Source organism: Variovorax rhizosphaerae (assembly GCF_037889975.1).
GTDB classification, from domain to species: Bacteria; Pseudomonadota; Gammaproteobacteria; order Burkholderiales; family Burkholderiaceae_C; genus Variovorax; species Variovorax rhizosphaerae.
The window spans coordinates 120,356-144,001 of sequence record NZ_JBBKZT010000011.1; the positions used below are offsets into that span (position 1 = coordinate 120,356).

Below are 23,646 nucleotides of genomic sequence, written 5' to 3' on the forward strand. Positions count from 1 at the left end.
GACGCGCCAATTTCTCCTCCACCATGCAACTCAACTACATCGCCAACACGAGCGTCGTCTCCGCCTCCGGCCGCACGCTGCCTGTCCTGGACCCGTCCGACGGCCAGGCCTTCGACGAGCTGCAGCGCAGCAACGCGGCCGACATCGATGACGCGGTCGGCGCGGCGCGCGACTGCTTCGACAACGTCTGGCAGAAGGTCAGCGCGGCGGAGCGCGGCCGGTTGCTCTACAAGTTGTCGCAGAAGATCGCCGAGCACACCGATGAGTTGGCACTGCTCGAACAACGCGACTGCGGCAAGCCGGTGAAGCAGGCGCGGGCCGATGCGCTGGCGCTGGTGCGCTACTTCGAGTTCTATGCCGGCGCCTGCGACAAGCTCCATGGCGAGACCATTCCCTACCAGGACGGCTACAGCGTCTTCACCTGGCGCGAACCGCATGGCGTCACCGGCCATGTCATTCCGTGGAACTACCCGATGCAGATCTTCGGCCGCAGCGTGGGCGGCGCGCTGGCGGCGGGCAATGTCTGCGTGGTCAAGCCAGCGGAGGACGCGTGCCTGTCCTTGATCCGTGTGGCCCAACTGGCTGCCGAGGTCGGATTTCCTCCCGGCGCGATCAACATCGTGACGGGCTACGGCCATGAGGTGGGCGATGCGCTGGCGCGGCATCCCGGCATCGACCACATCAGCTTCACCGGCAGCCCGAAGGTCGGCACGCTGATCCAGCAAGTCGCGGCCGAACGGCATTGCCCTGTAACGCTGGAACTGGGCGGCAAGAGCCCGCAGATCATCTTTGCGGACGCGGACCTTGCCGCGGCCATTCCGGTACTGATCAACGCCATCGTGCAGAACGCGGGGCAGACCTGCTCGGCCGGTTCGCGCGTGCTGATCGAGCGCAGCATCTACGAGCCCCTGCTCGAACGGCTTGGCCACGCATTTGAAGCGCTGCGGGTCGGCCCTGCGGCGATGGATCTCGATGTCGGCCCGCTGATCCGGCAATCGCAACAGCAACGCGTCTGGGACTTCCTGAGTGACGCGCAGCATGCCGGCATCCCGATGGTGGCCCAGGGTGTGATCGTCGACGAGGCGCCCGACAGCGGCTTCTACCAGGCGCCCACGCTGCTGCGGGACGTGCCGGTGACGCACCGGCTGGCGCAGGAAGAGGTGTTCGGCCCGGTGCTGGCTGCGATGGCCTTCGACGACGAGGACCAGGCCGTCGCGCAGGCCAACGCCACACAGTTCGGCTTGGTTGCCGGCATCTGGACGGCCAATGGCGCGCGCCAGTTCCGCATGGCCAAGCGCGTGCGCAGTGGCCAGGTGTTCATCAACAACTACGGCGCCGGCGGCGGCGTGGAACTGCCCTTTGGCGGGGTGAAGTCCTCTGGCTATGGGCGCGAGAAGGGCTTCGAGGCGCTGTTCGGATTCACCACGCTCAAGACCGTTGCGGTGCGGCACGGCTGAAGCACGGGCATCTGAAAATTTCAAGAATCGATTCAAGACAACTCCAGGAGACTTCATGCGCGTCAAGGGCAAATCCATCATCGTCACCGGCTCGGGCGGCGGCATCGGCGAAGGCATCGCAAAGCGGCTGGCGGCCGAGGGTGCGCAAGTCATCGTCAACGACGTCAATGCGCCCGCTGGCCAGCAAGTGGTCGAGGCGATCCTGCGCGACGGCGGACGGGCCTCCTTCTTCGCGGCCGACGTCACGAAGACCGCGGACATGCAGGCGCTGGTCGCTGCCGCCGTCGAACGCCACGGCAAGCTCGACGTCATGGTCAACAACGCCGGCTGGACGCATCGCAACCGCCCTGCCCTGGAGGTCAGCGAGGATGAGTTCGACCGCTGTTTCTCGGTCAACGTGAAAAGCATCTACCTCTCGACGATCCACGCCGTGCCGGCGTTCCGCGCCAACGGCGGCGGCGTCTTCATCAACATCGCGTCGACGGCCGGCGTGCGCCCGCGCCCCGGCCTGAGTTGGTACAACGGCTCCAAGGGCGCGGTCATCACCACCAGCAAGTCGCTGGCCGCCGAACTCGGGCCGGACAACATCCGCGTCAACTGCATCAACCCGGTGTTCAACCCCGACACCGGCCTGGCCGCCGAGTTCGCCGGCGGCCCGGTGACGGATGAGCGCAAGGCCAAGTTCCTCGCCACCATTCCGCTCGGGCGCTTCTCGACAGCGCTCGACGTGGCCAACGCCGCGCTGTACCTGGCGAGCGACGAGGCCGCGTTCATCAGCGGGGTGTGCATCGAGGTGGACGGCGCGCGCTGCGTTTGAAGCGGCCGCATCGCCGCGGAATGCGAAGCTCCGACGAGTCCGCGGCCACGTCATGGTTTACGCAGCCGTGGTCAAGTCGCCTCAAGTACAAGCCCCAAGCCGAAGCGATGGAGTAAATTGACCTCCCCCATGAACAGCAAAGTCATCCCCGTCTCCGAAATTGGCCGCGCACGCCGTGTCGCAGACGTTCCGCAGGCGCGGGTTCCGGCCATCGGGCACCTCGAAGACCAGCTCGGAAGACCGCTGACCGACTTGCGCATCAGCGTCACGGACCGCTGCAACTTTCGCTGCAGCTACTGCATGCCGAAGGAAGTCTTTGACAAGGACTACAAGTACCTGCCGCATTCGGCCTTGCTGAGCTTCGAGGAAATCACACGGCTGGCGCGCCTGTTCACCGCGCACGGCGTGCGCAAGATCCGCCTGACGGGCGGCGAGCCGTTGCTGCGCAAGAATATCGAGGTGCTGGTCGAACAACTCGCGCAATTGCGCACCGTGGATGGCGCGCCGCTGGATCTCACTCTCACTACCAACGGTTCCCTGCTCACGCGCAAGGCCTCTGCCCTGAAGGTCGCCGGGTTGCAGCGCGTCACGGTGAGCCTGGACGGCCTCGATGACACGGTCTTTCGCCACATGAACGATGTCGATTTTCCGGTCGCCGATGTGCTGGCGGGCATCGATGCGGCGCATGCCGCCGGGCTCGGGCCGATCAAGGTCAACATGGTGGTCAAGCGCGGCACCAACGAGCAGGAGATCCTGCCGATGGCGCGTCACTTCCGCCACACCGGCGTGGTGCTGCGCTTCATCGAATACATGGACGTGGGCGCCACCAACGGCTGGCGCATGGACGAAGTGATGCCATCGGCCGAGGTCGTCGCGCTGATCGCCAGGGAGTTCCCCTTGCGGCCCCTCGAAGCCAGTGCACCGGGCGAAACCGCCCAGCGCTGGGCCTATGCCGATGGCGGCGGCGAGATCGGCGTGATCAGCAGCGTCACGCAAGCCTTCTGCCACGACTGCAGCCGCGCGCGCCTGTCGACCGAGGGCCAGCTGTACACCTGCCTGTTCGCGAGCCACGGCCACGACCTGCGCCCGCTGTTGCGCGGCGGTGCGGACGACACGCAAGTGCTCTCGGCGATCGGCCACATCTGGCAGGGCCGCGCCGACCGCTACTCCGAACTGCGCGCGATGCGCGATCCTGAGCAGGGCACCGACGCCGGTGCGGCGCGGCGTGTCGAGATGAGCTACATCGGCGGCTGACGATGCGCGACAGCCCAATCCCCGTCTCGGACATCACCGGCCTCGTCCTTGCCGGCGGTCGCGGCTCCCGCATGGGCGGCGTCGACAAGGGCTTGCAGAAGTTCAACGGCACGCCGCTGGCCTTGCATGCAGTGCTGCGCCTCGGCGCGCAGGTCGGCGAGATGATGGTGAACGCCAATCGCAATCTCTCGGCCTATGAATCGTTCGGCGTCCCGGTCTGGCCCGACGGGCTGGCCGACTATGCCGGGCCATTGGCCGGCTTCCTGACCGGACTGGAGCGTTGCGAGACCCCGTGGCTCCTGACGGTCCCGTGCGATACGCCCCTGTTCCCGCCCGACCTGGCCAGGCGCCTGGCCGATGCGCTCGTCGAGGCCGACGCGGAGATCGCCATGGTCAGCGCGCCGGAACCCCAGGACAACGGCGGTCCTGCGATCCTGCGCGCGCAGCCCGTGTTCTGCCTGCTTCCAACGACATTGCTCGAAAGCCTGGTGCGCTTCACGCAGTCCGGTGGCCGCAAGATCGATGCATGGACCGCGCAGCACCGCACCGTTCTCGTGCCCTTCGACCGCGAAGGCGATGCGCCCGACGCCTTCTTCAACGCCAACACGCTGGCTGAACTCGCGGCGCTGGAAACCCACCGCAACCGATGAGCCGCGTCGCCGATATCGCGGCCGCGCTGGCCGGCTATGACCCGAAGGCACTGAGCGTGGACGGCGTGCAGGCCTTTCTCGCCAGCCTCGTCGAACCCGCCATCCTGCGCGCCCGGGAGCCCGTGCCCCTGTTCCAGGCCCTGGGCCGCGTGCTGGCCGAGGACGTGATCTCGCCCTTCGACGTGCCGCCGCACGACAACTCGGCCATGGACGGCTTCGCATTCGATGGCTCCGTGCTGGACGCGTCTTCGTCCGAATTCGTCAGCCTGCGCGTGGCTGGCACCGCGCTCGCGGGCGCCGCCTGGCGTGGCACGTTGACCCGGGGCGACGCGCTCAAGATCATGACCGGCGCGGTGATGCCGGCCGGTTTCGACACCGTCGTGCCGCAGGAGTTCTGCACCGTCGATGGCGACGCCGTCCGCTTCCCCGCCAATGCACTGCGCCGCGGCGACAACCGCCGCTTCGCTGGCGAAGACCTGAAGCAGGGCCGCCCCGCGCTCCTGCAAGGCGAGCGCCTCATGCCGGCGGCGCTGGGCCTGCTGGCCAGCCTCGGGCAGGCCGAAGCCTGCGTCTTCCGCCGCCTCCGCGTCGCGTACTTCTCGACCGGCGACGAAATCCTCAGCCTGGGCGAGCCTCCACGCGAAGGCGCCGTCTACGACAGCAACAGCTACACGGTTTTCGGCCTGCTCACGCGCCTGGGTTGCGAAGTGGTCGACCTCGGCATGGTGCGGGACGACCCGGCTGCGCTCGCCTCCGCGCTGTCCGATGCGGCCAACAAGGCCGACGCCATCATCACCAGCGGCGGCGTCAGCGTCGGCGAGGCCGACCACACGCGTGCCGTGATGCGGCAACTGGGCGACATGGCCTTCTGGCGCGTCGCGATGCGGCCGGGCCGGCCCATGGCCGTCGGACTGATTCCCAGGACGCCCGGCGCCGCTGATGAATCCGGCGCGACGGTGCTGTTCGGCCTGCCCGGCAATCCCGTCGCCGTCATGGTCACCTTCCTCGCCTTTGTGCGCCCCGCCCTCCTTCGGCTCATGGGCTGCAACGCGTCCAATGCTGCGCCGCCGCCCATGCTTCGGGCACGCAGCGCGGGTTCGATCCGCAAGAAGCCCGGCCGCACCGAGTACCAACGCGGCCGGGTCACCTGCACGCCCGGCACATTGCCCGAGGTCCGCATCGCCGGCAACCAGGGATCGGGCGTCTTGAGTTCGATGGTCGAGGGCAACGGCCTGGTTGTGCTGCACCACGCACAAGACAGTGTTTCGCCCGGTGACGAGGTCGACGTGATGATGTTCGACGGCGTCATCTAGCCAGGGCCTTGTTCACACTACTGACGGACTCGCAAAGACATGACAGAGTGGACAAATCAAGACGCGCGACGCAGTGTGCGCAATGGCACTCGCAAGTCGTGCAACGTGGAGTGCGCCGCCTCGACATCCCTTCCCTTCCGATTGGCGATCTCCGTCATTGGCAAGAACAGGCCTTAGGCATGCTGGCCGCCCGCATCGAGTTGCTGCAGCAAATGCCGATCTTCGGCGGCATCAGCGAGGACACGCTGGAGTTCCTGTTGGCGCCCGCGCCCACCGTCGAAGTCCCCGCCGGCGACTTCTTCTTCCAGGAAGGTGACTCGCCCCATGGCATGTTCGTGCTGGAGGCCGGCCGCGTCACCATCTACAAGAGTTGGAAGGGCCGAAGCCTGTTGCTGCATCGCTTGAAGCAGGGCGACTGCTTTGGCGAAATGTCACTGCTCGACCTGTCACCGCGCAGCGCCTCCGTGCGCGCCGATGCGCCCTGCAGTGCGGTGGCACTGACGCCCGCGAACCTCTATCGGCTGTACGAGCACAACACGGCCCAGTTCGCGCTCATCCAGATGAACATCGGCCGTGAACTGAGCCGCCGACTTCGCATCGTCGACGACCTGTTGCTGCGAGCCCGCATGGGCGAGGTGCTGCCGCCGCCAAAGCATCTGTAGATTCACTGTCTGCGCGCGGCACGTTCGGGGGTCTTGATCAGGGCGGCCCGAGGGCAGCAACGCCTGTGCTTGGGCACCCGCGGAACCGGCTTGCCGGGCCGCTGGGTGCGCCCCCTGGAGGGCCTGAGGGCCGCGGCTCCAAGCCTGCCTGCGCAGGCTTGGACGAACCGCAAGAGCAGCGGCGGCTGGCGGCCGTCCGGGCACCGCAGGGCCATCGGGGATGGGTCAAATCCGTCCGAGCGCCTTGTCCACCCCCTTGTTGGCCAGCAAGTCCGCCCGCTCGTTGCCCGGGTCGCCAGAATGGCCCTTGACCCAACGCCATTCGATGGTGTGGCCGCCTTCCTGCACGAGCTTGTCGAGCCGTTTCCACAACTCGACGTTCTTCACCGGCTGCTTGGCTGCCGTCATCCAGCCCTTGGCCTTCCAGCCCTTCACCCATTCGGTGATGCCCTGGCGCACATACTGGCTGTCGAGGTAGAGCACCACCTTGCAAGGCCGTTTCAGCGCCGCCAGGCCTTCGATGACCGCCGTGAGTTCCATGCGATTGTTGGTGGTGTTCAGTTCGCCGCCAAAAATCTCCTTTTCGGTCGCGCCCGACTTGAGCCATGCGCCCCAGCCGCCCGGGCCGGGATTGCCCTTGCAGGCGCCATCGGTGTAGATCTGTACCTCGTTCAACTCGTTCGTCCTTGCATCTTCAAAAATCAGGGTCGTGGCGGCGGCGGTGCGCGGTGCACCTTGCCAGCGACCGGCATCGGCGCATTCGCCCGGGCCGCGGCGCGGCGCCAATCGGCACTCAACAGCCGAAGCCCGCGCACGCGCTTGACCGCCACCAGAAAGTACACGGCACCGAAGATCGGCCACCACCGCTCGCCCGCCTTGTCGAACCATCGATAGCGCTCAAGCCAGGCGTCGCTGCGCACCGCCGGCCGATAGGCGCCGAAGCGCCCCGATTCCACCTCGAAGCTGAGCAGCCGCAGCCAGTCTCGCATGCGCCGGTAGGCGATGAACTCGCCTGCCTCGGGCAGGAACAGTTCGCCCAAGCCCAGCCGGCGCCACAAATGCGCACGCCGCTGCCTGAATCCCCACAGGCTGTGCGGATTCAGGCCGCAGATCACCACGCGCCCCTCCGGCACAAGCACACGCTCTACCTCACGCAAGGTGGCATGCGGATCTTCACTGAGCTCCAGCGCATGTGGCAGGAGCACCAGGTCGATGCTGTTGGCGGCAAACGGCAGCGCGGCGAAGTCCGTGAACAATGCCGCGGAAGTCGTTTCTCGCTCTTGAGTCGATGTGGCTTTGCCATCTCGACTCAAACCCCCGTGCGGGGCGAGTTCGGCGCTGCCCGGGCCTGCGGGCACTAACGGCACTTGCGGCAGCGCCAGCCAGCGGTGCCTCATGCGGTTCGCCCGCAGGGCGTCGACGGCGGGGAATCCGAGCTGGAGCGCGTGGTAGCCGAACATGTCGGCGACGGCCTGATCGAATTGCAGTTGCTCCCAGGCCAGCAGATAGCGGCCGGGCGGGGTCTCTAACCAATCCTGCAAACCTATAATTTGACCGCTCATGACCCTCGTTCCGCTGCCCGCTTTGGCTGACAACTACACCTGTATGCTGAAGCGCGGGCCCGATCCCCTGGAGGTAGACCCGGGCCCTGCCCAGCCGACGTTCGATACACTCGGGCGCGGCGAGCCGCAACTGGCAGCGATTCTAGACACGCACCGCTGCGCCGATCATGACGATGGCGTTGCCATTCGACCCATGCGGCCAGTCGCCATGCGCCAGACCCACCCCATTCTTCGCATCCGCGAAGCCATCCTCCCTGAAGCAATGCGCGTCCACGCCGCCCATTCTGTCGTGGCAAGTGACGCACTGGTCCACACCGCACTGCACCCATGGAAATCCGACTTCCGATGAAATTTTTGCTAGCCGCCTGGATTGCAGGCACCCTGCTGCTCGCGGGCTGCGCGACCGGCACTGCGCCAACCGCCAAATCCACCAGCTCTTCCGCCGCGACCGGTGCGACCGCCGTATTCCCGAGCGAACCCCTGAAGCCCATCGCCAACGGCAATGCCAGCGCGCTCAACGTCGCGCCCCTGGCGCCGCCCACCGACATGTGGGACCGCATCCGCCGCGGCTTCAAGATGCAGAACCTCGACAACGACGCGGTTCACGAGCGCGAGCAGTGGTACGCCAGCCGGCCGGACTATATCCAGCGCATGACCGAGCGATCGAACAAGTACATCTTCCACATCGTGGAGGAACTCGAGCGGCGCGACATGCCGACAGAACTGGCCCTGTTGCCGTACATCGAAAGCGCCTTCAATCCCCAGGCCGTGTCCAGCGCGCGCGCCGCCGGCATGTGGCAGTTCATGCCGGCCACCGGCACCGACTACGCCCTCAAGCAGAACATCTTCCGCGATGACCGCCGCGACGTCCTCGCGTCGACCCGCGCCGCGCTCGACTACCTGCAGAAGCTCTACAACATGTTCGGCGACTGGCAACTCGCGCTGGCCGCCTACAACTGGGGCGAAGGCAGCGTGGGCCGCGCCATTGCCAAGAACCAGAGGCTGGGACTGCCCACCACCTACAGCGACCTCAACATGCCGGCGGAGACGCGTCTCTACGTGCCCAAGCTGCAGGCCGTGAAGAACATCGTGGCCAACCCGCAGGCCTTCAACACCGACCTGCCGGTGATCCCCAACCACCCCTACTTCCAGACCGTCACATTGACACGCGACCTCGACGTCGCATTGGCCGCCAAGCTGGCTGACGTGCGCATCGAGGACTTCCGCGCGCTCAACCCCGCCGCGCACAAGCCGATCATCCTTGCCGCCGGCACGCCGCAGATCCTGCTGCCATGGGACAACGCGGCCGTCTTCACGCGAAACTTCGAGGCCTATTCGCAAGGCCAGTACGCCAGTTGGACGGCCTGGACCGTCGACACCACGATGACCGTTTCCGAGGCAGCCCAGCGCGCTGGCATGAGCGAGTCCGACCTGCGCGCGATCAACAACGTTCCGCCGCGCATGCTGATCAAGGCCGGCTCCACGCTGATCGTTCCGCGCTCGGCCAAGGTGCAGGAGGACGTTGCCGCGGTGGTGGCCGACACCGGTCACCTAAGCTTCCAGCCGGAGATCGTGACGCGCCGCACAACCGTCAGGGCCGGCCGCAATGACACTCCCGCCAGCATTGCCAGTCGCTACAGGCTGAGTGCCGCCAATGTGGCCGACTGGAACGACGTGCGCACCAACCACAAGTTCCCGCGCGGCGCCAGCGTGGTGGTCTATGTGCAGGTGCGAACCATGGCAATCGCCCGTGTCGGCAGCGGTGCGGCTCCGGTACGCGTCACTTCTCAGCGAAGCGGGGTTCCGGTCAGGGTCACGGTTCCCAGCAAGCAGGTCGTGCAAGTTTCTGCCAAGGCCACGTCGCGCAGTCCCGCCAAGCCGGCGGCCGCCCCGCGAGAGGCTGGCAAGCAAGCGGCGCGCGACAAGGTCGTTGCCGCGCCGGCAAAGAAGAAGCATTAGGGAGATGCCGGTCGAGCCTTCGGCGGGCCGCGCATCCGCGGCGCGCAGCGCCCTCCCGGCGGCTTGAACCGGGTCCCCTTGGCGAGCCGCGCGGGCCATACACGCGCAGCCTTCGACAAGGCGCGCGGTATTCGCTACTCCCCCGGCAACCGCAATCTCAGTGCGCAGCAACCCGTGCGCGCGACCGCCGCCGCCACACCGACTCCAGCAGCGCCACCACCACCATCACGGCAGTGGTCAGCATCCCCACCGTCGCCACCGACAGATGCGATGCAAACGGCACGATCAGGACCAGTGCCGCCAAGCCGCCGATATGCGACTGCGGCGTGAAGCCGTACACCACGCGCTTGAAAAGCGCATTGCCGAACAGATAGATGGCCGGCCCGCCGATCAGCGCGCCCAGGTACTTCCACTCCACATGGTGCTCGCCATGGCCGATGACGAGCTCGTCGGCCACCGCCGAGACGATGATGCCGGCCACCAGCACCACATGCGTGTAGTGAAACTTGGCCCCGATGCCGCCAGGGTCGTCGGAGTGCTCGATGACATGGGCCGCATCCTTGCTGCTCGTGTCGAAGTACATCCACCACATCGCGATGCTTCCGAGGAAGGTCACGAGCAAGGTCAACACCGCCCCGACCGCCCATTCCTTCGCCTGGCCGAAGGCCACACCGCTTGCGAGCAACGACTCCCCCAAGGCCACGATCACGAAAAGCTGGCAACGCTCGGCAAGATGGCCGCCGTCGATCGTCCAGTCGGCCGTGCTGGACCGACCCAGACCCGGGAACCTGAAGCCGATCATCGGCGCCGCGTATTCGCACAGCACCGCGGCAGCCCAGAGTGCCAGGCGCAGGTAGCCATCCGCCAACGCGCCTGCCACCCACAGCACCGCGGCCATCGAGGTCCAGGCCAGGATGCGGCGGAAGTTGGGCACCAGCGCATCGTGCTTGCCCAGTGCGAGCAAGACCCACAGCGTGCGTCCCACCTGGATGCCCGCATAGCAACAGGCAAACACCATCGCCCGCTCGCCGAAGGCCTGCGGCAGCCCCGAAGCCATCACCAGCGCCACCAGCATGATCGAGAACAGCACCAGGCGGATCTGCAGCGCAGAAGGCTCGAACCAGTTGGTCACCCAGGCCGTGTACTGCCAGCCGAGCCATACCGCGAACCACAGCAACAGCGTCTGCACCGAACCGAGCAAGGTCAGGTGATCGAGCAGGTAGTGAGACAACTGCGTGACGGCGAAGACATAGACCAAGTCGAAGAACAGTTCTTCGTTCGAGACCCGCGCCGCGGTATGGCGAGAGCGCAGAAGGCCCCGCGGATGGTTCTTTGCGGCGTGCGCGTGGTTGTCGCTCAATCTTTGCTCCCGGATGCGTATGGGTTCTAAAGCTTCTCAGTTTCGCCGCTGCGCGGCTGCCACTTCATCAAGCGCCGCTCGATCACGCCCACGACGGCGTCGAGCACCAGGGCGAAGACAGTGAGCACGACGATACCTGCAAATACCGTGTTGACATCGAAGGTGCCTTCCGCCTGCAGGATCAGATACCCCACGCCGCGTGCCGAACCCAGGTACTCGCCAACGACGGCACCCACGAAGGCCAGCCCGACGGAGGTATGCAGGCTGGAGAACACCCAACTGGTCGCACTCGGCAGATAGACGGTGCGCAACAGTTGCCGCTGGTTGGCGCCGAGCATGCGCGCATTGGCGAGGATCACGGGGCTGACCTCCCGCACGCCCTGGTACACGTTGAAGAACACGATGAAGAAGACCAGCGTGACCGCCAGCGCCACCTTGCTCCAGATGCCCAGTCCGAACCACAGCGAGAAGATCGGCGCAAGGATCACGCGCGGCATCGAGTTGGCCGCCTTGATGTATGGATCGAGGATCAGGCTGGCCGTCGGCGCCAGCGCGAGCCACAGCCCGCAGGCCAGCCCCACCGCGGTACCGATGGCAAAGGCCAGCAAGGTCTCGACCAGCGTCGTGCCGAGGTGCAGGTACACGTCCGCATTGCCCTTCAGCCCGTCCGGGAAAAATGCGTTGGCCGGCACATCGAAAGGCAGGAACCAGCTCCAGACGCGCCCCGCCACCTGGATCGGCTCGCCCACGAAGAAGGCGAACTGCTGGTTGCGCGAAGCGACGTGCCACACCACCAGGATGACCACCAGCAACGCGAGTTGCCAGAAACGCGCATTGCGTTCGTTCAGCATGTCAGGCTGCCTTCTTCAACTGCTGCGCATAGCCCTTGAGCACTTCATCGCGCAGCACGTTCCATATCTGCGTGTGCAGTTCGACGAAGCGCGAATCGGTGCGCACCTCGGCGACGTCGCGCGGGCGCGGAAGGTCGATGTTGAACTCGCCGATCGGACGGGTCGCCGGACCGGCCGAAAGCACCACCACCCGATCGCTCATCGCGATGGCTTCGTCGAGGTCATGGGTGATGAAGAGAACCGCCTTCTTCTTCGCGGCCCAAAGGTCGAGCACCTCGTTCTCCATGAGCTGGCGGGTCTGCACGTCGAGTGCGCTGAAGGGCTCGTCCATCAGGATGATGTCCGGGTCCAGCGCCAGCGTCTGCGCCAGCGCCGCACGCTTGCGCATGCCGCCAGACAGCTGATGCGGATAGCGATCGCCAAAGCCCGACAGGCCCACGCGCGCCAGCCAGGCCTCGCCCTGCGCGCGTGCATCGGCATCGGCCACGCCGCGGTACTGCAGGCCCACCAAGACGTTGTCGAGCGTGCTGCGCCATGGCATCAAGGCCTCGCTCTGGAACATGTAGCCAGCGCGCCGGTTGATGCCGAGCAATGGCTCGCCAAACACCTTGACCGCACCTGACGAGGGCTCCAGCAACCCGGCCCCCACATTGAGAAGCGTCGACTTGCCGCAGCCCGTAGGCCCGACGACACAGACGAACTCGCCTGCCCGGACGCGCAGCGTGGTATCGGCCACTGCCGTGTAGCGTTGAGAGGGATCATCCTTCGAGCGAAAGGTACAGCTGATGTCCAGGAGTTCGAGCGCGTAGTCAGGCATGGATGGGGCTGCGTCGTTGGTGTTCAGATCCAAACAAAAAACCCGGCCGAAGCCGGGTCGTGATGCGCTTGCGGTTCAGGCTTTGAACCTGTCCTTGGCACGCTTGGCGAATTCATTGGTGTAGAGCTTGTCCACATCGATTTTGTCGGGCTTGACCGTGTTGTCAAAGCTGCCGATGGCGGCCAGCGCCGTCTTCGGCCCTTCGGCAGGCACCAGGCCATCGACGGCAATCGCTTCGCGCACCTTGTCGAAGGACGCCAGGTAGAGCGCCCGGTCACCCAGCATGTAGGTTTCAGGCACCGTCTTGATGATGTCGCCCGGCCCGGCTGTCTGCAGCCACTTGAGGCCATGCACGATCGCATTGGCGAGCGCCTGGCAGGTGTTGGGATTCTTCTGGATGAATTCCGACGATGCATAGAGGCAGGCCGCAGGCATCGGTCCACCGAACACCTCTTGCGTGCCCCTGAGCGTGCGCGTGTCGCTGATGATCTTCACATCGCCCTTCTGCTCGAGCATCGTCATCACGGGGTCGGTGTTGCTGATCGCATCGATCTGTCCCGCGCGCAGCGCCGTCAACGCACCGGCCGCAACACCCACGCCGATGTAGCTCACCTCGCTCGCCTTGACGCCGCCGCGCGAGAGCACGAGGTTGGCCACCATGTTGGTCGACGACCCCGGCGCGGAGACGCCGATCTTCTTGCCCTTGAGGTCTGCAATGGACTTGTACGTGGGCATGTTCTTGGTCGAGACACCCACGGCGATCTGCGGTGCCCGGCCTTGCAACACGAAGCACTGGAAGTACTGGTTCTTGGCCTGCAGGTTGATGGTGTGCTCGAACGCGCCCGAACACACATCCGCCGAGCCGCCGACGACAGCCTGCAGCGCTCGCGAGCCACCGGCGAAGTCGGAGATCTCGACATCGAGGCCCTCGGCCTTGAAGTAGCCGAGTTGCTCGCTGATGGTCAAGGGCAGGTAGTAGAACGCTGCCTTGCCCCCCACTGCAATGGAAACCTTGGTCTTTTCAAGCTTGCCTTGTGCGTAGACGAAAGGCACTGCGATCGCTGCGGCGCCGAGCGCTGCAGCGGTGGTGAAAGTACGGCGGTTGAGCATGGGAGCGACGCGAAAGCCGTCGTTGCTTGTGTGAAGTTGACCCGAGCTTAGGGAGCGACACCCCCACCTGCATCGGGAACATCCCGTGCGGGTTTCCACGTAAGAATGAAGTCCTCTGATCGAGGGGAAAAATCAACGGGACGTCCAGTAAAGAACGGGGCCACCCAGCCCGTCAACGCCGGTCGACCAATGCGTGCGCAATCGTCCCCAAGTCGACGTATTCAAGCTCGCTGCCCGCGGGCACGCCACGCGCCAATCGCGTGACCGTAAGGCCGCGTTGGCGCAACGCCTCGCCGATCACATGGGCCGTGGCTTCGCCCTCGGCCGTGAAGTTGGTGGCCAGGATCACCTCGACCACGTGGCCGTCGAGCGCTCGGTCGAACAACTTCTGCAAGCCGATGTCCTTGGGGCCGATGCCATCGAGCGGGCTCAGCTTGCCCATCAACACGAAGTAGTAGCCGCGAAACGCGCCGGTGCGTTCGAGCGCTGCCTGGTCAGCCGGCGTCTCCACGACGCACAGCTTGCTGGCGTCGCGCCTCGGATCGCTGCAGACGTTGCAGATGTCTGCCTCGGTGAAGGTATTGCAGCGATCGCAGTGCCGCACCTGGCTGGCCGCCTGTTGCAGTGCGCGCGCAAGCAACTGCGTGCCTTCGCGGTCATGCTGCAACAAGTGGAACGCCATGCGCGAAGCAGACTTGACGCCCACCCCCGGCAGTCGACGCAAGGCCTCGACCAGTGCATCGAGCGAGCTGGAATCAGCCATACACCTTGGACCTCGCGAGACCCTCTCCGGGAATAGCGCGGAACCGGCTCCGCCGGGCCGCTGGTATTGCCCCCGGTCGGGGGGAAGAGTCGCGACACGCAGTGCGCGACGACCTGGGGGCGAGCAACATGTTTCAGAAAGGCAGCTTCATGCCGGGCGGCAGGCCCGGCATGCCGGCGGACAGCTTGCCCATCTTCTGCTCACTGGTTTCCTCGGCCTTGCGCACCGCGGCATTGAAGGCGGCGGCGACGAGGTCTTCCAGCATGTCCTTGTCGTCGGCCAGCAGGCTGGGGTCGATCGTGATCCGCTTGACATCGTGCTTGCAGGTCATCACGACCTTCACGAGGCCCGCGCCGGATTCGCCTTCGACCTCGATGGTGGCCAGTTCTTCCTGCGCCTTCTTGAGGTTCTCCTGCATCGCTTGCGCCTGCTTCATGAGGCCGGCAAGTTGTCCTTTGTTGAACATGGGTTTGATCCTGAATGGTTGAAAAAATAGATGGGTGAATGCTAAACCGCCGCAAGACGCCCGGCCCTACACCGGCCGCAGCGTCCCCGGCACGATGCGGGCATCGAAGTCGCGCATCATGCTCTGCACGAGCGGATCGTTGTGGATGGCCTCTTCCGCCGCGCGCTGTCGGGCTTCGGAGTCCAACTTGTTGCGGCGCGCCGGACTGTCGGTCACGTTGCCGATCTCCACGATGAGCTTGACGCCATGCCCGAGCGTTGCCAGCGCCGCTTGAAGCTTCTCGCGACTGGCAGGCTGGTTGAGCGATTCACGCTCCACGCGCAGCAACCATTGGTCCACGTCGCGCGCCACCAATTGCGACTGCAAGGCCAGTTCGCGCGTGAGCGCGCCGATAGTCTCGGCCACCACCAGTTGCATGACCGTATCGTGCCAGTAGTCGCCGTCTTCGCTTGTCACGAGCGGCGTGTCGGAAGGCCTTTCTCTCGCCATGTCGCGCGCGCCGGGCGGCGGCTGAACGCGGACCGGGATCGCGACCACGGCGGGCGTGCCCTGTGCGGCATCCGTGATCACTGAAGCCTTCCTGGCTTCCGCGAGCGCAGGCGGCTCGACCACCGCCAGGCGATGACCGGGTGGCGCTGCGACAACCTGGGCCATCTCAGCCGGTGCCGCAGCCGAGGCTTTTGCCCCGGCTGCAACCGAAGCCGTTGCAGCCTCGGCGACTACGGGCGAAGCCGCCGGCGCGACAACGACAGCGACGCGCTCTGCCGGCAAACCCGCCCGAACCGGGTCATTCAGAGTTTTTTTTTCCCCGGATGGCTTGAATGCCAGCAAGCGCAGCAACACCATCGTGAGCGCGGCGTACTCGTCGGGCGCCAGGCCCAACTCGCCCCGGCCATGCAGGCACAGGCTGTAGAGGAGTTGCGTTTCGTCAGGTGGCATGGATGCCGCCAAACGCGCCGTCTCGGCCGCATCGGGGTCGGTGCCATCTGCAAGGCCTGCCCGTGCCGGCACGGCTTGCATCACCGCCATGGCCTGCAGCACGGTGGTCATTTCCTCCAGCGTCGAAGCGGCAGAGAGACCATCGCGCCGCAACACTTCCGAAGTCTCGACCACGGTCTTGCCATCGCCCGCCGCGAGCGCATCGATGAGCCTGAACACATGCCCACGGTCGACCGTGCCGAGCATCTGTCGCACGCCCGCCTCGACCAGGGTGCCGTTGCCAAAGGCAATGGCCTGGTCGGTCAGGGACAGCGCATCGCGCATCGAGCCACGCGCCGCACGCGCCAGCAGGCGGAGCGCCTGCACCTCGGCCGGCACCTGCTCGGTTTGCAGCACCTGCGTCAGGTGCTCCAGCACGGTCTCCGGCGCCATCGGCCGAAGATTGAATTGCAGGCAGCGCGACAGCACCGTGACCGGCACCTTTTGCGGATCGGTGGTTGCCAGCACGAACTTGAGGTACTCGGGCGGCTCCTCCAGCGTCTTCAGCATCGCGTTGAACGCGGTGGGGGTGAGCATGTGCACTTCGTCGATCATGAAGACCTTGAAGCGGCCCTGCACCGGCTTGTAGACCGCCTGCTCCAGCAGCGACTGCACTTCGTCGACGCCACGGTTGGAGGCTGCGTCGAGCTCGGTGTAGTCGACGAAGCGGCCCGAATCGATGTCCTTGCACGCCTGGCACACACCGCAGGGCGTGGCCGTGATGCCGCCCTGCCCGTCCGGTCCCGGGCAGTTGAGCGACTTGGCCAGGATGCGTGACACGGTAGTCTTGCCGACGCCGCGCGTGCCGGTGAACAGGTAGGCGTGATGCAGGCGCTGGGTAGTCAGTGCATTCGACAGCGCTTGCACGACGTGCTGTTGCCCCACCATCTCCTCGAAGTTCCGGGGACGGTATTTGCGGGCGAGCACGAGATAGGACATCGGGGCATTTTAGGGGTCGGTCATGGACCGCTATGGCGCGGGATGTATGCCGTTATGCAGTTGTAAACCCCGTCACGGCTCACTAGTATGAAAGCCCCGTAGAAGGAGGAGACACATCATGGCCGATGCCCCCAGCACCAAGCGCAGTGCGAAAGCAACCAAGCCCGCCGCAGCCGCAAAGCCGACCCGGCTGCGCTACTGCGCGCAACCCGTGCAGACCCCGCGCACCTTCGACCGCAACGTGCCGGCCGGCCGCGCGTTTGCCATATTGAGCGCGAGCAAGAAATGGGTGAACGGCACCACGCTCACCTACTACTGCTTCCGCAAGGGCGATGCGGTGCCGTCTGCCTGGTTTGGCGTCGCGAGCGATATCGCCGCCGTCGACAACGCGTTCGCGACCTGGGCCAAGCTGGGTCTCGGCATCACATTCAAGAAAGTCGACCATCCTGCCGACGCCATGGTCCGCATCGGCTTCGACCAGAACGACGGCTCCTGGTCATACGTGGGCCGCGACGTGCTCAACACCCGGGATCCGGCCGAGCGCACCCTCAACTACGGATGGCCACTGAACACGACTTATGGCGGCGACACTGCGCTGCACGAGATCGGCCACACGCTGGGTCTCGAGCATGAGCACCAGAATCCGAATGCCGGCATCACCTGGAACCGCCAGGCCGTGCTGGACTACTTCCGGGGGCCGCCCAATTCCTGGCCCGACGACCAGATCGACTGGAACATCCTGCGCAAGATTCCCCCAGCCGAAGTAAAGGGCACCACCTGGGACCCCGACTCCGTCATGGAGTATCAATTCGAGGCGGGACTGATCCAGGCGCCGGCGAAATACTCGAATGGCCTGACGCCCAAGGGCGGCCTCTCCGCGGCTGACAAGACCTGGGTGGCGCAGTCCTATCCCGGCGTCAAGGCGCCAGCGATACCGGAACTCAAGGTCGGCCTGTCGCAGTTGCTGAAGCTCAAGGCCGGCGAGACGCGCGTGTTCGAGTTCGCGCCGACACGCACCCGCACCTACGACGTCGGCACTTTCGGCACCTCGGACACGGTGCTGGTGTTGTTCGAGGTCACACCCACCGGCAACGTGCAGATCGCCGGCAACGACGACAGCGGCACCGACCTGAATGCGCATGTGAGCATGCGCCTGCAGAAGGGCCGCAAGTACCAAGTCGGCGTGCGGCTCTACTACGCCGACGCGGCTTTGGAGACCTCGTTGATGGTCTGGTGAAATCCGTCATCTACAATGTCGGCTGACGGGCCTCCCCGCATGGTGAAGCGGCCAACCGGGTCAGGTGGGGAACCAAGCAGCCCTAACTGTGGAGTCAGTGCCGGGGGTAAGGCTCGTCAACCTCATTTCAATGGCTGCCAACGGCAGTCATCGCCATCCCGGCCATTCGGCGCCAGCCCGTTCAGGAGTGCCTCCAGCCATCGCTCCAGCAGCTTGGCGGAGTGCTCCATCATCTCCACCGAGAACTCGCCCAGCACGAAGCCTTCGTAGCCAAGTGTGGTGATCGGAAAATTGTGGCCCAGCGCGGTGGCCGCATCGTGGATGCACTCTGCAATCGAATAAAGGCCCTCACAGGCGTAGATCGCATTGCCGCTCTCTGTGCTGACGCTGTAGTTGAAATAGCTCTCGCGGATCTTCTCGATCTCTACTTTTGGCCTCATCGGCACCCCCTGAATGTCTCAAGGGATTGTCGTCGCGCCCCACCGACACTGCATATCAGGCAAAGGTATTCATTCGTGATGCATTGCGCCATCGCAGGGCTGCATGCGCAGCGGCAACCCCACTGGCCATGCTGAGCGTGAGCAAGTACCCACCCGTGGGCGCCTCCCAGTCGAGCATTTCGCCAGCGCAGAACACGCCAGGCAACGCCGCCACCATCAGGTTCGCGTCGAGCGCATCGAATCGCACACCGCCCGCGGTGCTGATCGCCTCGTCGACAGGACGCGCGGCCCGGACGCGCAATGGCAGCGCCTTGATGGCCCCGGCAAGGCGTTTCGGCTGGTGCATTTCCTCGCGGGTGAGTTGCTCGTGCAGCAGGCCCGACTTGATGCCATCCAGTCCGAGTCGGCTCTTCAGATGGCTCGACAGCGACCGGGCACCCCGGGGATGATTGACCGCAGCCAATACCTGTGCCTCAGTTCGGTCCGGCAGCAGGTCAATGTGGCAGGTCGCGCCCTCGCCGCCCGCGGCGTTGATCTCGTCGCGCAACAGCGCCGAGGCCGCGTAAACCAGGCTGCCTTCGATACCGGTTGCGGTCGCGACGAACTCGCCCTTGCGCGCGAATGAACGCCCTTGCCTGTCGGTGAACGACAGGGCAACCGACTTGAATGGATGGCCTGCAAAGCGGTCGGCGAAATGCGCGCTCCAGCCCACGTCGAAGCCGCAGTTGGCGGGCTGCAGCGGCGCCATCTGTACTTGCCGCGCTTGCAACCACGGCCACCAGGCGCCATCGGAACCCAGCCGCGACCAGCTCGCGCCGCCCAGCGCCAACACGACCGCATCGGGGCTCGCGTGCTGCTCGCCTTGTGGAGTGGCGAAGCGCAATGCGGTCGGCGGCGCGCTGTCGTCTTCCCAACCCAGCCAACGATGGCGCATGTGGAACTGGACGCCCGCGGCACGCAGGCGATGCAGCCACGCGCGCAACAGCGGCGCGGCCTTCATGTCTTTCGGGAACACCCGGCCCGAGCTACCGACGAAGGTTTCGATGCCAAGTCCGTGTGCCCAATCCTGCACCTGTCGTGGCCCGAAGGCTGCGAGCATCGGCCGCACCTGCGCCTGCCGCGCGCCGAAGCGGGTCGCGAAAACATCGAAGGGCTCCGAATGCGTGAGGTTGAGTCCGCCGCGCCCGGCCAGCAGGAACTTGCGACCCACCGAGGGCATGGCGTCGTAGACGTGAACCTGCGCGCCGGCCGCGCTGAGCACTTCAGCGGCCATGAGTCCCGCGGGGCCGCCTCCGACAACGGCAAGGGTTTTCTTCTGGGTCATTCGATTCGATGGGTGCGACAACATGGCGCCAGACTCCGGTCATGCAAGCCGGCTTTCCGATGGGTTGTCAGGGGGAAAACTATGGCCGCGATAGCCCGCTCGCCCGGCACGGCCAATCTTGGTTTCTGTCACAATGACCCGCACTTTAGCGGCACTACTGCTCACCGCACCCAAAGGACAAGACATGGCAAGCGACCTCATCAAACACATCTCCGATTCCTCCTTCGAAGCCGACGTGCTGCAGGCCGGCAAGCCCGTGCTGGTCGACTACTGGGCGGAATGGTGCGGCCCCTGCAAGATGATCGCGCCCATCCTCGACGAGGTCTCGAGCACCTACGAGGGCAAGCTCCAGGTCGCCAAGATGAACGTCGACGAGAACCGCGACATCCCCGCCAAGTTCGGCATTCGTGGCATTCCCACGCTCATGCTGTTCAAGGACGGCCAGTTGGCCGCCACCAAGGTCGGCGCCATGAGCAAGGCCCAGTTGACCGCTTTCATCGACCAGCAACTCGCCTGATTGAATACGGAGGTCTACGCGCAAGGCGTAGGCCTCCAGATTTGCTGCATAATCGGCAGCAGATCACCGGCACGCCACAAGCGCCCCGGTTCGAGTTCCCCGGTTTGTGAGGCACCTCTCGTCTCACAGTTCAAACCTCCCCCCGTTTCTCAGTCGCTACCCCGCAGAGGGGTCATTCAATGCACTTAAACGAACTCAAGGCACTCCACGTGTCTGAAGTCCTCAAGCAGGCCGAAGCGCTTGAGATCGAAAACACCGGCCGCATGCGCAAGCAGGAATTGATGTTCGCCATCATCAAGAAGCGCGCGAAGGCCGGCGAACAGGTCTTCGCCGATGGCGTCCTGGAGATCCTGCCCGACGGCTTCGGCTTCCTTCGCAGCCCCGACACCAGCTTCACGGCCAGTACCGACGACATCTACATCAGCCCGAGCCAGGTGCGCCGCTTCAACCTGCACACCGGCGACATGGTCGAAGGCGAAGTCCGCACGCCCAAGGATGGCGAGCGCTACTTCGCGCTGACCAAGCTCGACAAGGTCAACGACGGCGTGCCCGAGCAGAACAAGCACAAGGTGATGTTCGAGAACCTGACGCCGCTGTTCCCCAAGGAGCAGATGAAGCTCGAGCGCGACGGCATCAAGAGCGACGAGAACATCACCGGCCGCATCATCGACATCATCGCCCCCATCGGCAAAGGCCAGCGCGCCCTGCTCGTGGCGCCGCCCAAGAGCGGCAAGACGGTGATGATGCAGCACATCGCCCACGCGATCAGCGCCAACTACCCGGACGTCCACATGATGGTCCTGCTCGTCGACGAGCGGCCTGAAGAAGTGACCGAAATGCAGCGCACCGTGAAAGGCGAGGTCATTGCCTCGACCTTCGACGAGCCCGCAGCGCGCCACGTGCACGTCGCCGAAATGGTGATCGAGCGCGCCAAGCGCCTGGTCGAACTGAAGAAGGACGTGGTGATCCTGCTGGACTCGATCACCCGCCTGGCCCGTGCCTACAACAACGTCGTGCCCTCGTCGGGCAAGGTGCTGACGGGTGGTGTGGACTCCAACGCCCTGCAGCGCCCCAAGCGCTTCCTGGGCGCCGCGCGCAATGTCGAAGAAGGCGGCTCGCTGACCATCATCGGCACTGCGCTGGTCGACACCGGCAGCCGCATGGACGAAGTGATCTTCGAAGAGTTCAAGGGCACCGGCAACAGCGAAATCCACTTGGACCGCCGCCTCTATGAGAAGCGCGTGTTCCCCTCGATCCAGCTGAACCGCAGCGGCACGCGTCGCGAAGAACTGCTGCTCGCCCCCGAGATCCTGCAGAAGACCCGCATCCTGCGTCAGCTCATGTACAACATGGACGAGATCGAGTCGATGGAGCTGATGCTCAAGAACATGAAAGCGACCAAGACCAATGTCGAGTTCTTCGACATGATGCGTCGCGGCGGGTAGAAGGCGCGAATCTTTCTACTGCGGACACCGATCTCGGGCCTGCGGTGTTGGCTCCGGCATAACAAGCGCTTCGCGCAATTGTTAGCCTCCGCCGCAACTTCGTTGTCACCGCACGAGAGTGCGGGTCCGCGCCGCAGACCCGACTTCGGCGCCCTCGCTACGAATTCTTCACGCCTTCTACGTCCGTTGTCCGCCCCGCAAGAGCGCGTTGCCCCTTCAAGGGCAGCGCGCTTTTTTCATGGCGCGAGGGCGCGGCCTTCCTTGGCACTTTGGGTGCCGAGGTCCAGCAGCTCCATCAAGGCAACGGCCTGCTCCGGTGGCACGGGGTTCGGGGCGGTGCCGAGGATCGCATCACGAACCGCAACGTAGTAGTCGACGTAGTTGCCTCGGCGGTTGGGCCACTCGATGGTCTGCACCCATTCGCCTACCGCGTGCACCTTCAGTTCCCCGACCAAGGGGTCGACGCCCCAAGCTTCGCTGCCCGGGCGCTCGCCGGCCTTCAGCGCGTCTTCCTGCACGTCGACGCCGTGCTTCACATAGCTGCCCCGGGTGCCGTGCAGGATGTAGCGCGGCGCGGCATGGGCGGCCAGGGTGCTCGCGTGCAACACCACGCGCAACGGGGCGTGCGGGCCCGCCTCATAGCGAAGCAGCGCGTGGAAATGATCGTTGACGCGGGCCCCGTCGCGCAGGGTGGCGGTGTCGAGTTGGAGGGTGTCGGGCTTGCCGAACAGTTGCACCGCCTGGTCGACCAGGTGCGCGCCCAGGTCGACCCAGAGGCCCGCGCCGGGCACGTCCTGCTCTCGCCACCGCTGTCTCACCTCCGGTCGGAATCGGTCGAAGTGCGATTCGAAGAAGACCAGGCGACCGAGCTTGCCGCTGGCGATGACGTCGCGCAGCGTCAGGAAATCGGCGTCGTAGCGCCGGTTCTGATAGACGGCGAGCACCCGGCCCTTTTGCTGCGCCAGGTCCGCCAAAGCGCGCGCCTCGGCCGCGTCGAGCGTGAACGGTTTGTCCACCACCACGTGCTTGCCGGCCTCCAGCGCGGCCTTGGCCACCGGGAAATGCGCCTCGTTGGGCGTGGCAACGACGACCAGGTCAATGTCGGCAAGCGCCAGCATGGTGGGCAGGTCCGGCACGACGGTGGCGCCCGGCCAGTCGGCCTGCGCCTTGGCCGCCTGCGAACTCATGATGGCGCCCAGCGCCAGCCCGGGCACGGCGGAGAGCACTGGCGCATGAAAAGTCTGGCCTGCAAATCCGTAGCCGACGAGGCCGACGCGCAGTGTTCTGGTGGTCATAAAGGCGGTGTTTGCCTGCAAATGCGCCAGTATGCGATAATAGCAGGCTTCGCGAAAAGTGCGGCCTGGATTTCGCCCGGCGTGGCTCTCGCATCGACCCCAAAGGAAAGACCATGAAAGCAGGCATCCACCCGAATTACCGCGAAGTTCTGTTCGTCGACATGTCGAACGGCTTCAAGTTCGTGACCCGTTCGTGCGCGAACACCAAGGAAATGGGAACGACCGACGACGGCCGCGAACTGCCGCTGTTCAAGCTGGACACCACCAGCGAATCGCACCCGTTCTACACCGGCACGCAGAAGTCGGTCGACAACATGGGCGGTCGCGTCGAGAAGTTCCGCAATCGCTTCGGCAAGACCACCGGCGCCGCTTCCAAGTAAGCTTGCCGCTCCAGGTCCAGGCAGCCCGGTTTACCGCGCTGCCTTTTTTT

The 23,646-nt window shown here is 65.3% G+C and carries 24 protein-coding genes and 1 other RNA gene; 13 read left to right on the top strand and 12 right to left on the bottom strand.

Translation table 11 applies throughout. The annotated features are described in order from the left end of the window. The first annotated feature begins 23 nt into the window (after positions 1-23). The 6 genes from WKW82_RS23325 to WKW82_RS23350 all read left to right on the top strand — a co-directional run bounded on the left by WKW82_RS23325 (position 24) and on the right by WKW82_RS23350 (position 6,153). Complete coding sequence (locus WKW82_RS23325) at positions 24-1,457, top strand: aldehyde dehydrogenase family protein (RefSeq protein WP_340344727.1); 1,434 nt, start codon at positions 24-26, stop codon at positions 1,455-1,457. A 55-nt stretch (positions 1,458-1,512) separates the two neighbouring features. After that, positions 1,513-2,274 (top strand): SDR family oxidoreductase, encoded by a 762-nt coding sequence (locus WKW82_RS23330; RefSeq protein ID WP_340344728.1) that lies wholly within the window; start codon positions 1,513-1,515, stop codon positions 2,272-2,274. 129 nt (positions 2,275-2,403) lie between these two features. After that, complete coding sequence (gene moaA / locus WKW82_RS23335) at positions 2,404-3,528, top strand: GTP 3',8-cyclase MoaA (RefSeq protein WP_340344729.1); 1,125 nt, start codon at positions 2,404-2,406, stop codon at positions 3,526-3,528. A gap of 2 nt (positions 3,529-3,530) precedes the next feature. Continuing rightward, positions 3,531-4,178 (top strand): molybdenum cofactor guanylyltransferase MobA, encoded by a 648-nt coding sequence (gene mobA / locus WKW82_RS23340; protein WP_340344730.1) that lies wholly within the window; start codon positions 3,531-3,533, stop codon positions 4,176-4,178. Continuing rightward, complete coding sequence (gene moeA / locus WKW82_RS23345) at positions 4,175-5,491, top strand: molybdopterin molybdotransferase MoeA (RefSeq protein ID WP_340344731.1); 1,317 nt, start codon at positions 4,175-4,177, stop codon at positions 5,489-5,491. Before mobA ends, moeA begins: the two co-directional genes overlap by 4 nt. Before the next feature lie 179 nt (positions 5,492-5,670). Next, a complete protein-coding gene (locus WKW82_RS23350; protein ID WP_340344732.1) occupies positions 5,671-6,153 on the top strand; it encodes a Crp/Fnr family transcriptional regulator in 483 nt (160 codons plus the stop codon). A gap of 225 nt (positions 6,154-6,378) precedes the next feature. Here WKW82_RS23350 and rnhA read toward each other — a convergent pair whose 3' ends face one another. Together rnhA and WKW82_RS23360 are read right to left on the bottom strand one after the other, a co-directional pair. Then, complete coding sequence (gene rnhA / locus WKW82_RS23355; protein WP_340338121.1) at positions 6,379-6,828, bottom strand: ribonuclease HI; 450 nt, start codon at positions 6,826-6,828, stop codon at positions 6,379-6,381. Between the two features lie 26 nt (positions 6,829-6,854). Then, positions 6,855-7,694, bottom strand: coding sequence for a class I SAM-dependent methyltransferase (locus tag WKW82_RS23360; RefSeq protein WP_340344858.1), 840 nt, complete (start codon positions 7,692-7,694; stop codon positions 6,855-6,857). 19 nt (positions 7,695-7,713) lie between these two features. Here WKW82_RS23360 and WKW82_RS23365 point away from each other — a divergent pair, with 19 nt between their 5' ends. Further along, the gene (locus WKW82_RS23365) at positions 7,714-8,064 is read left to right on the top strand and encodes an MBL fold metallo-hydrolase (RefSeq protein ID WP_340344733.1); all 351 of its coding nucleotides are present in this window, start codon (positions 7,714-7,716) and stop codon (positions 8,062-8,064) included. Beyond that, positions 8,061-9,674 (top strand): transglycosylase SLT domain-containing protein, encoded by a 1,614-nt coding sequence (locus WKW82_RS23370; protein ID WP_340344734.1) that lies wholly within the window; start codon positions 8,061-8,063, stop codon positions 9,672-9,674. Before WKW82_RS23365 ends, WKW82_RS23370 begins: the two co-directional genes overlap by 4 nt. 157 nt (positions 9,675-9,831) lie before the next feature. Here the strand turns inward: WKW82_RS23370 and WKW82_RS23375 are convergent, their stop codons facing one another. The 7 genes from WKW82_RS23375 to dnaX all read right to left on the bottom strand — a co-directional run bounded on the left by WKW82_RS23375 (position 9,832) and on the right by dnaX (position 16,958). Continuing rightward, entirely contained in the window at positions 9,832-11,034 is a 1,203-nt protein-coding gene (locus WKW82_RS23375) for a low temperature requirement protein A (RefSeq protein WP_340344735.1), read from the bottom strand. 26 nt (positions 11,035-11,060) lie between these two features. Beyond that, complete coding sequence (locus WKW82_RS23380) at positions 11,061-11,885, bottom strand: ABC transporter permease (RefSeq protein ID WP_340344736.1); 825 nt, start codon at positions 11,883-11,885, stop codon at positions 11,061-11,063. Between the two features lies 1 nt (position 11,886). Continuing rightward, positions 11,887-12,702 (bottom strand): ABC transporter ATP-binding protein, encoded by an 816-nt coding sequence (locus tag WKW82_RS23385; RefSeq protein WP_340344737.1) that lies wholly within the window; start codon positions 12,700-12,702, stop codon positions 11,887-11,889. Positions 12,703-12,777: 75 nt separating this feature from the next. After that, entirely contained in the window at positions 12,778-13,812 is a 1,035-nt protein-coding gene (locus WKW82_RS23390) for an ABC transporter substrate-binding protein (protein ID WP_340344738.1), read from the bottom strand. 172 nt (positions 13,813-13,984) lie between these two features. Next, positions 13,985-14,575: a recombination mediator RecR gene (recR, locus tag WKW82_RS23395; protein ID WP_340344739.1), complete on the bottom strand. Its 591-nt coding sequence runs from the start codon at positions 14,573-14,575 to the stop codon at positions 13,985-13,987. 133 nt (positions 14,576-14,708) lie between these two features. Beyond that, entirely contained in the window at positions 14,709-15,041 is a 333-nt protein-coding gene (locus WKW82_RS23400; RefSeq protein WP_213959265.1) for a YbaB/EbfC family nucleoid-associated protein, read from the bottom strand. A 66-nt stretch (positions 15,042-15,107) separates the two neighbouring features. After that, a complete protein-coding gene (dnaX, locus tag WKW82_RS23405) occupies positions 15,108-16,958 on the bottom strand; it encodes a DNA polymerase III subunit gamma/tau (protein ID WP_340344740.1) in 1,851 nt (616 codons plus the stop codon). A gap of 118 nt (positions 16,959-17,076) precedes the next feature. Here dnaX and WKW82_RS23410 point away from each other — a divergent pair, with 118 nt between their 5' ends. Next, complete coding sequence (locus WKW82_RS23410) at positions 17,077-18,195, top strand: M12 family metallopeptidase (protein WP_340344741.1); 1,119 nt, start codon at positions 17,077-17,079, stop codon at positions 18,193-18,195. Between the two features lie 24 nt (positions 18,196-18,219). Next, an RNA gene (gene ffs / locus WKW82_RS23415) (signal recognition particle sRNA small type) lies at positions 18,220-18,316 on the top strand. Between the two features lies 1 nt (position 18,317). On the opposite strand, the gene WKW82_RS23420 is transcribed toward ffs, so the two are convergent. Both WKW82_RS23420 and WKW82_RS23425 read right to left on the bottom strand, forming a co-directional pair. Further along, positions 18,318-18,635 (bottom strand): hypothetical protein, encoded by a 318-nt coding sequence (locus tag WKW82_RS23420; RefSeq protein ID WP_340344742.1) that lies wholly within the window; start codon positions 18,633-18,635, stop codon positions 18,318-18,320. Between the two features lie 55 nt (positions 18,636-18,690). Further along, positions 18,691-19,959, bottom strand: a complete 1,269-nt coding sequence (locus WKW82_RS23425; protein WP_340344743.1) for a TIGR03862 family flavoprotein — start codon at positions 19,957-19,959, stop codon at positions 18,691-18,693. 184 nt (positions 19,960-20,143) lie between these two features. Here WKW82_RS23425 and trxA point away from each other — a divergent pair, with 184 nt between their 5' ends. Both trxA and rho read left to right on the top strand, forming a co-directional pair. Then, positions 20,144-20,476: a thioredoxin TrxA gene (gene trxA, locus WKW82_RS23430; protein WP_213959260.1), complete on the top strand. Its 333-nt coding sequence runs from the start codon at positions 20,144-20,146 to the stop codon at positions 20,474-20,476. Positions 20,477-20,655: 179 nt separating this feature from the next. Further along, positions 20,656-21,921 carry a transcription termination factor Rho gene (gene rho / locus WKW82_RS23435; protein WP_340338134.1) on the top strand — a complete coding sequence of 422 codons (1,266 nt, stop codon included), beginning with the start codon at positions 20,656-20,658 and terminating at the stop codon, positions 21,919-21,921. Positions 21,922-22,157: 236 nt separating this feature from the next. Here the strand turns inward: rho and WKW82_RS23440 are convergent, their stop codons facing one another. Then, on the bottom strand, positions 22,158-23,216 hold the full coding sequence (locus WKW82_RS23440; protein ID WP_340344744.1) for an oxidoreductase: 1,059 nt from the start codon (positions 23,214-23,216) through the stop codon (positions 22,158-22,160). A 113-nt stretch (positions 23,217-23,329) separates the two neighbouring features. Here WKW82_RS23440 and WKW82_RS23445 point away from each other — a divergent pair, with 113 nt between their 5' ends. After that, positions 23,330-23,596, top strand: a complete 267-nt coding sequence (locus WKW82_RS23445; protein ID WP_340344745.1) for a type B 50S ribosomal protein L31 — start codon at positions 23,330-23,332, stop codon at positions 23,594-23,596. Positions 23,597-23,646 lie beyond the last annotated feature (50 nt).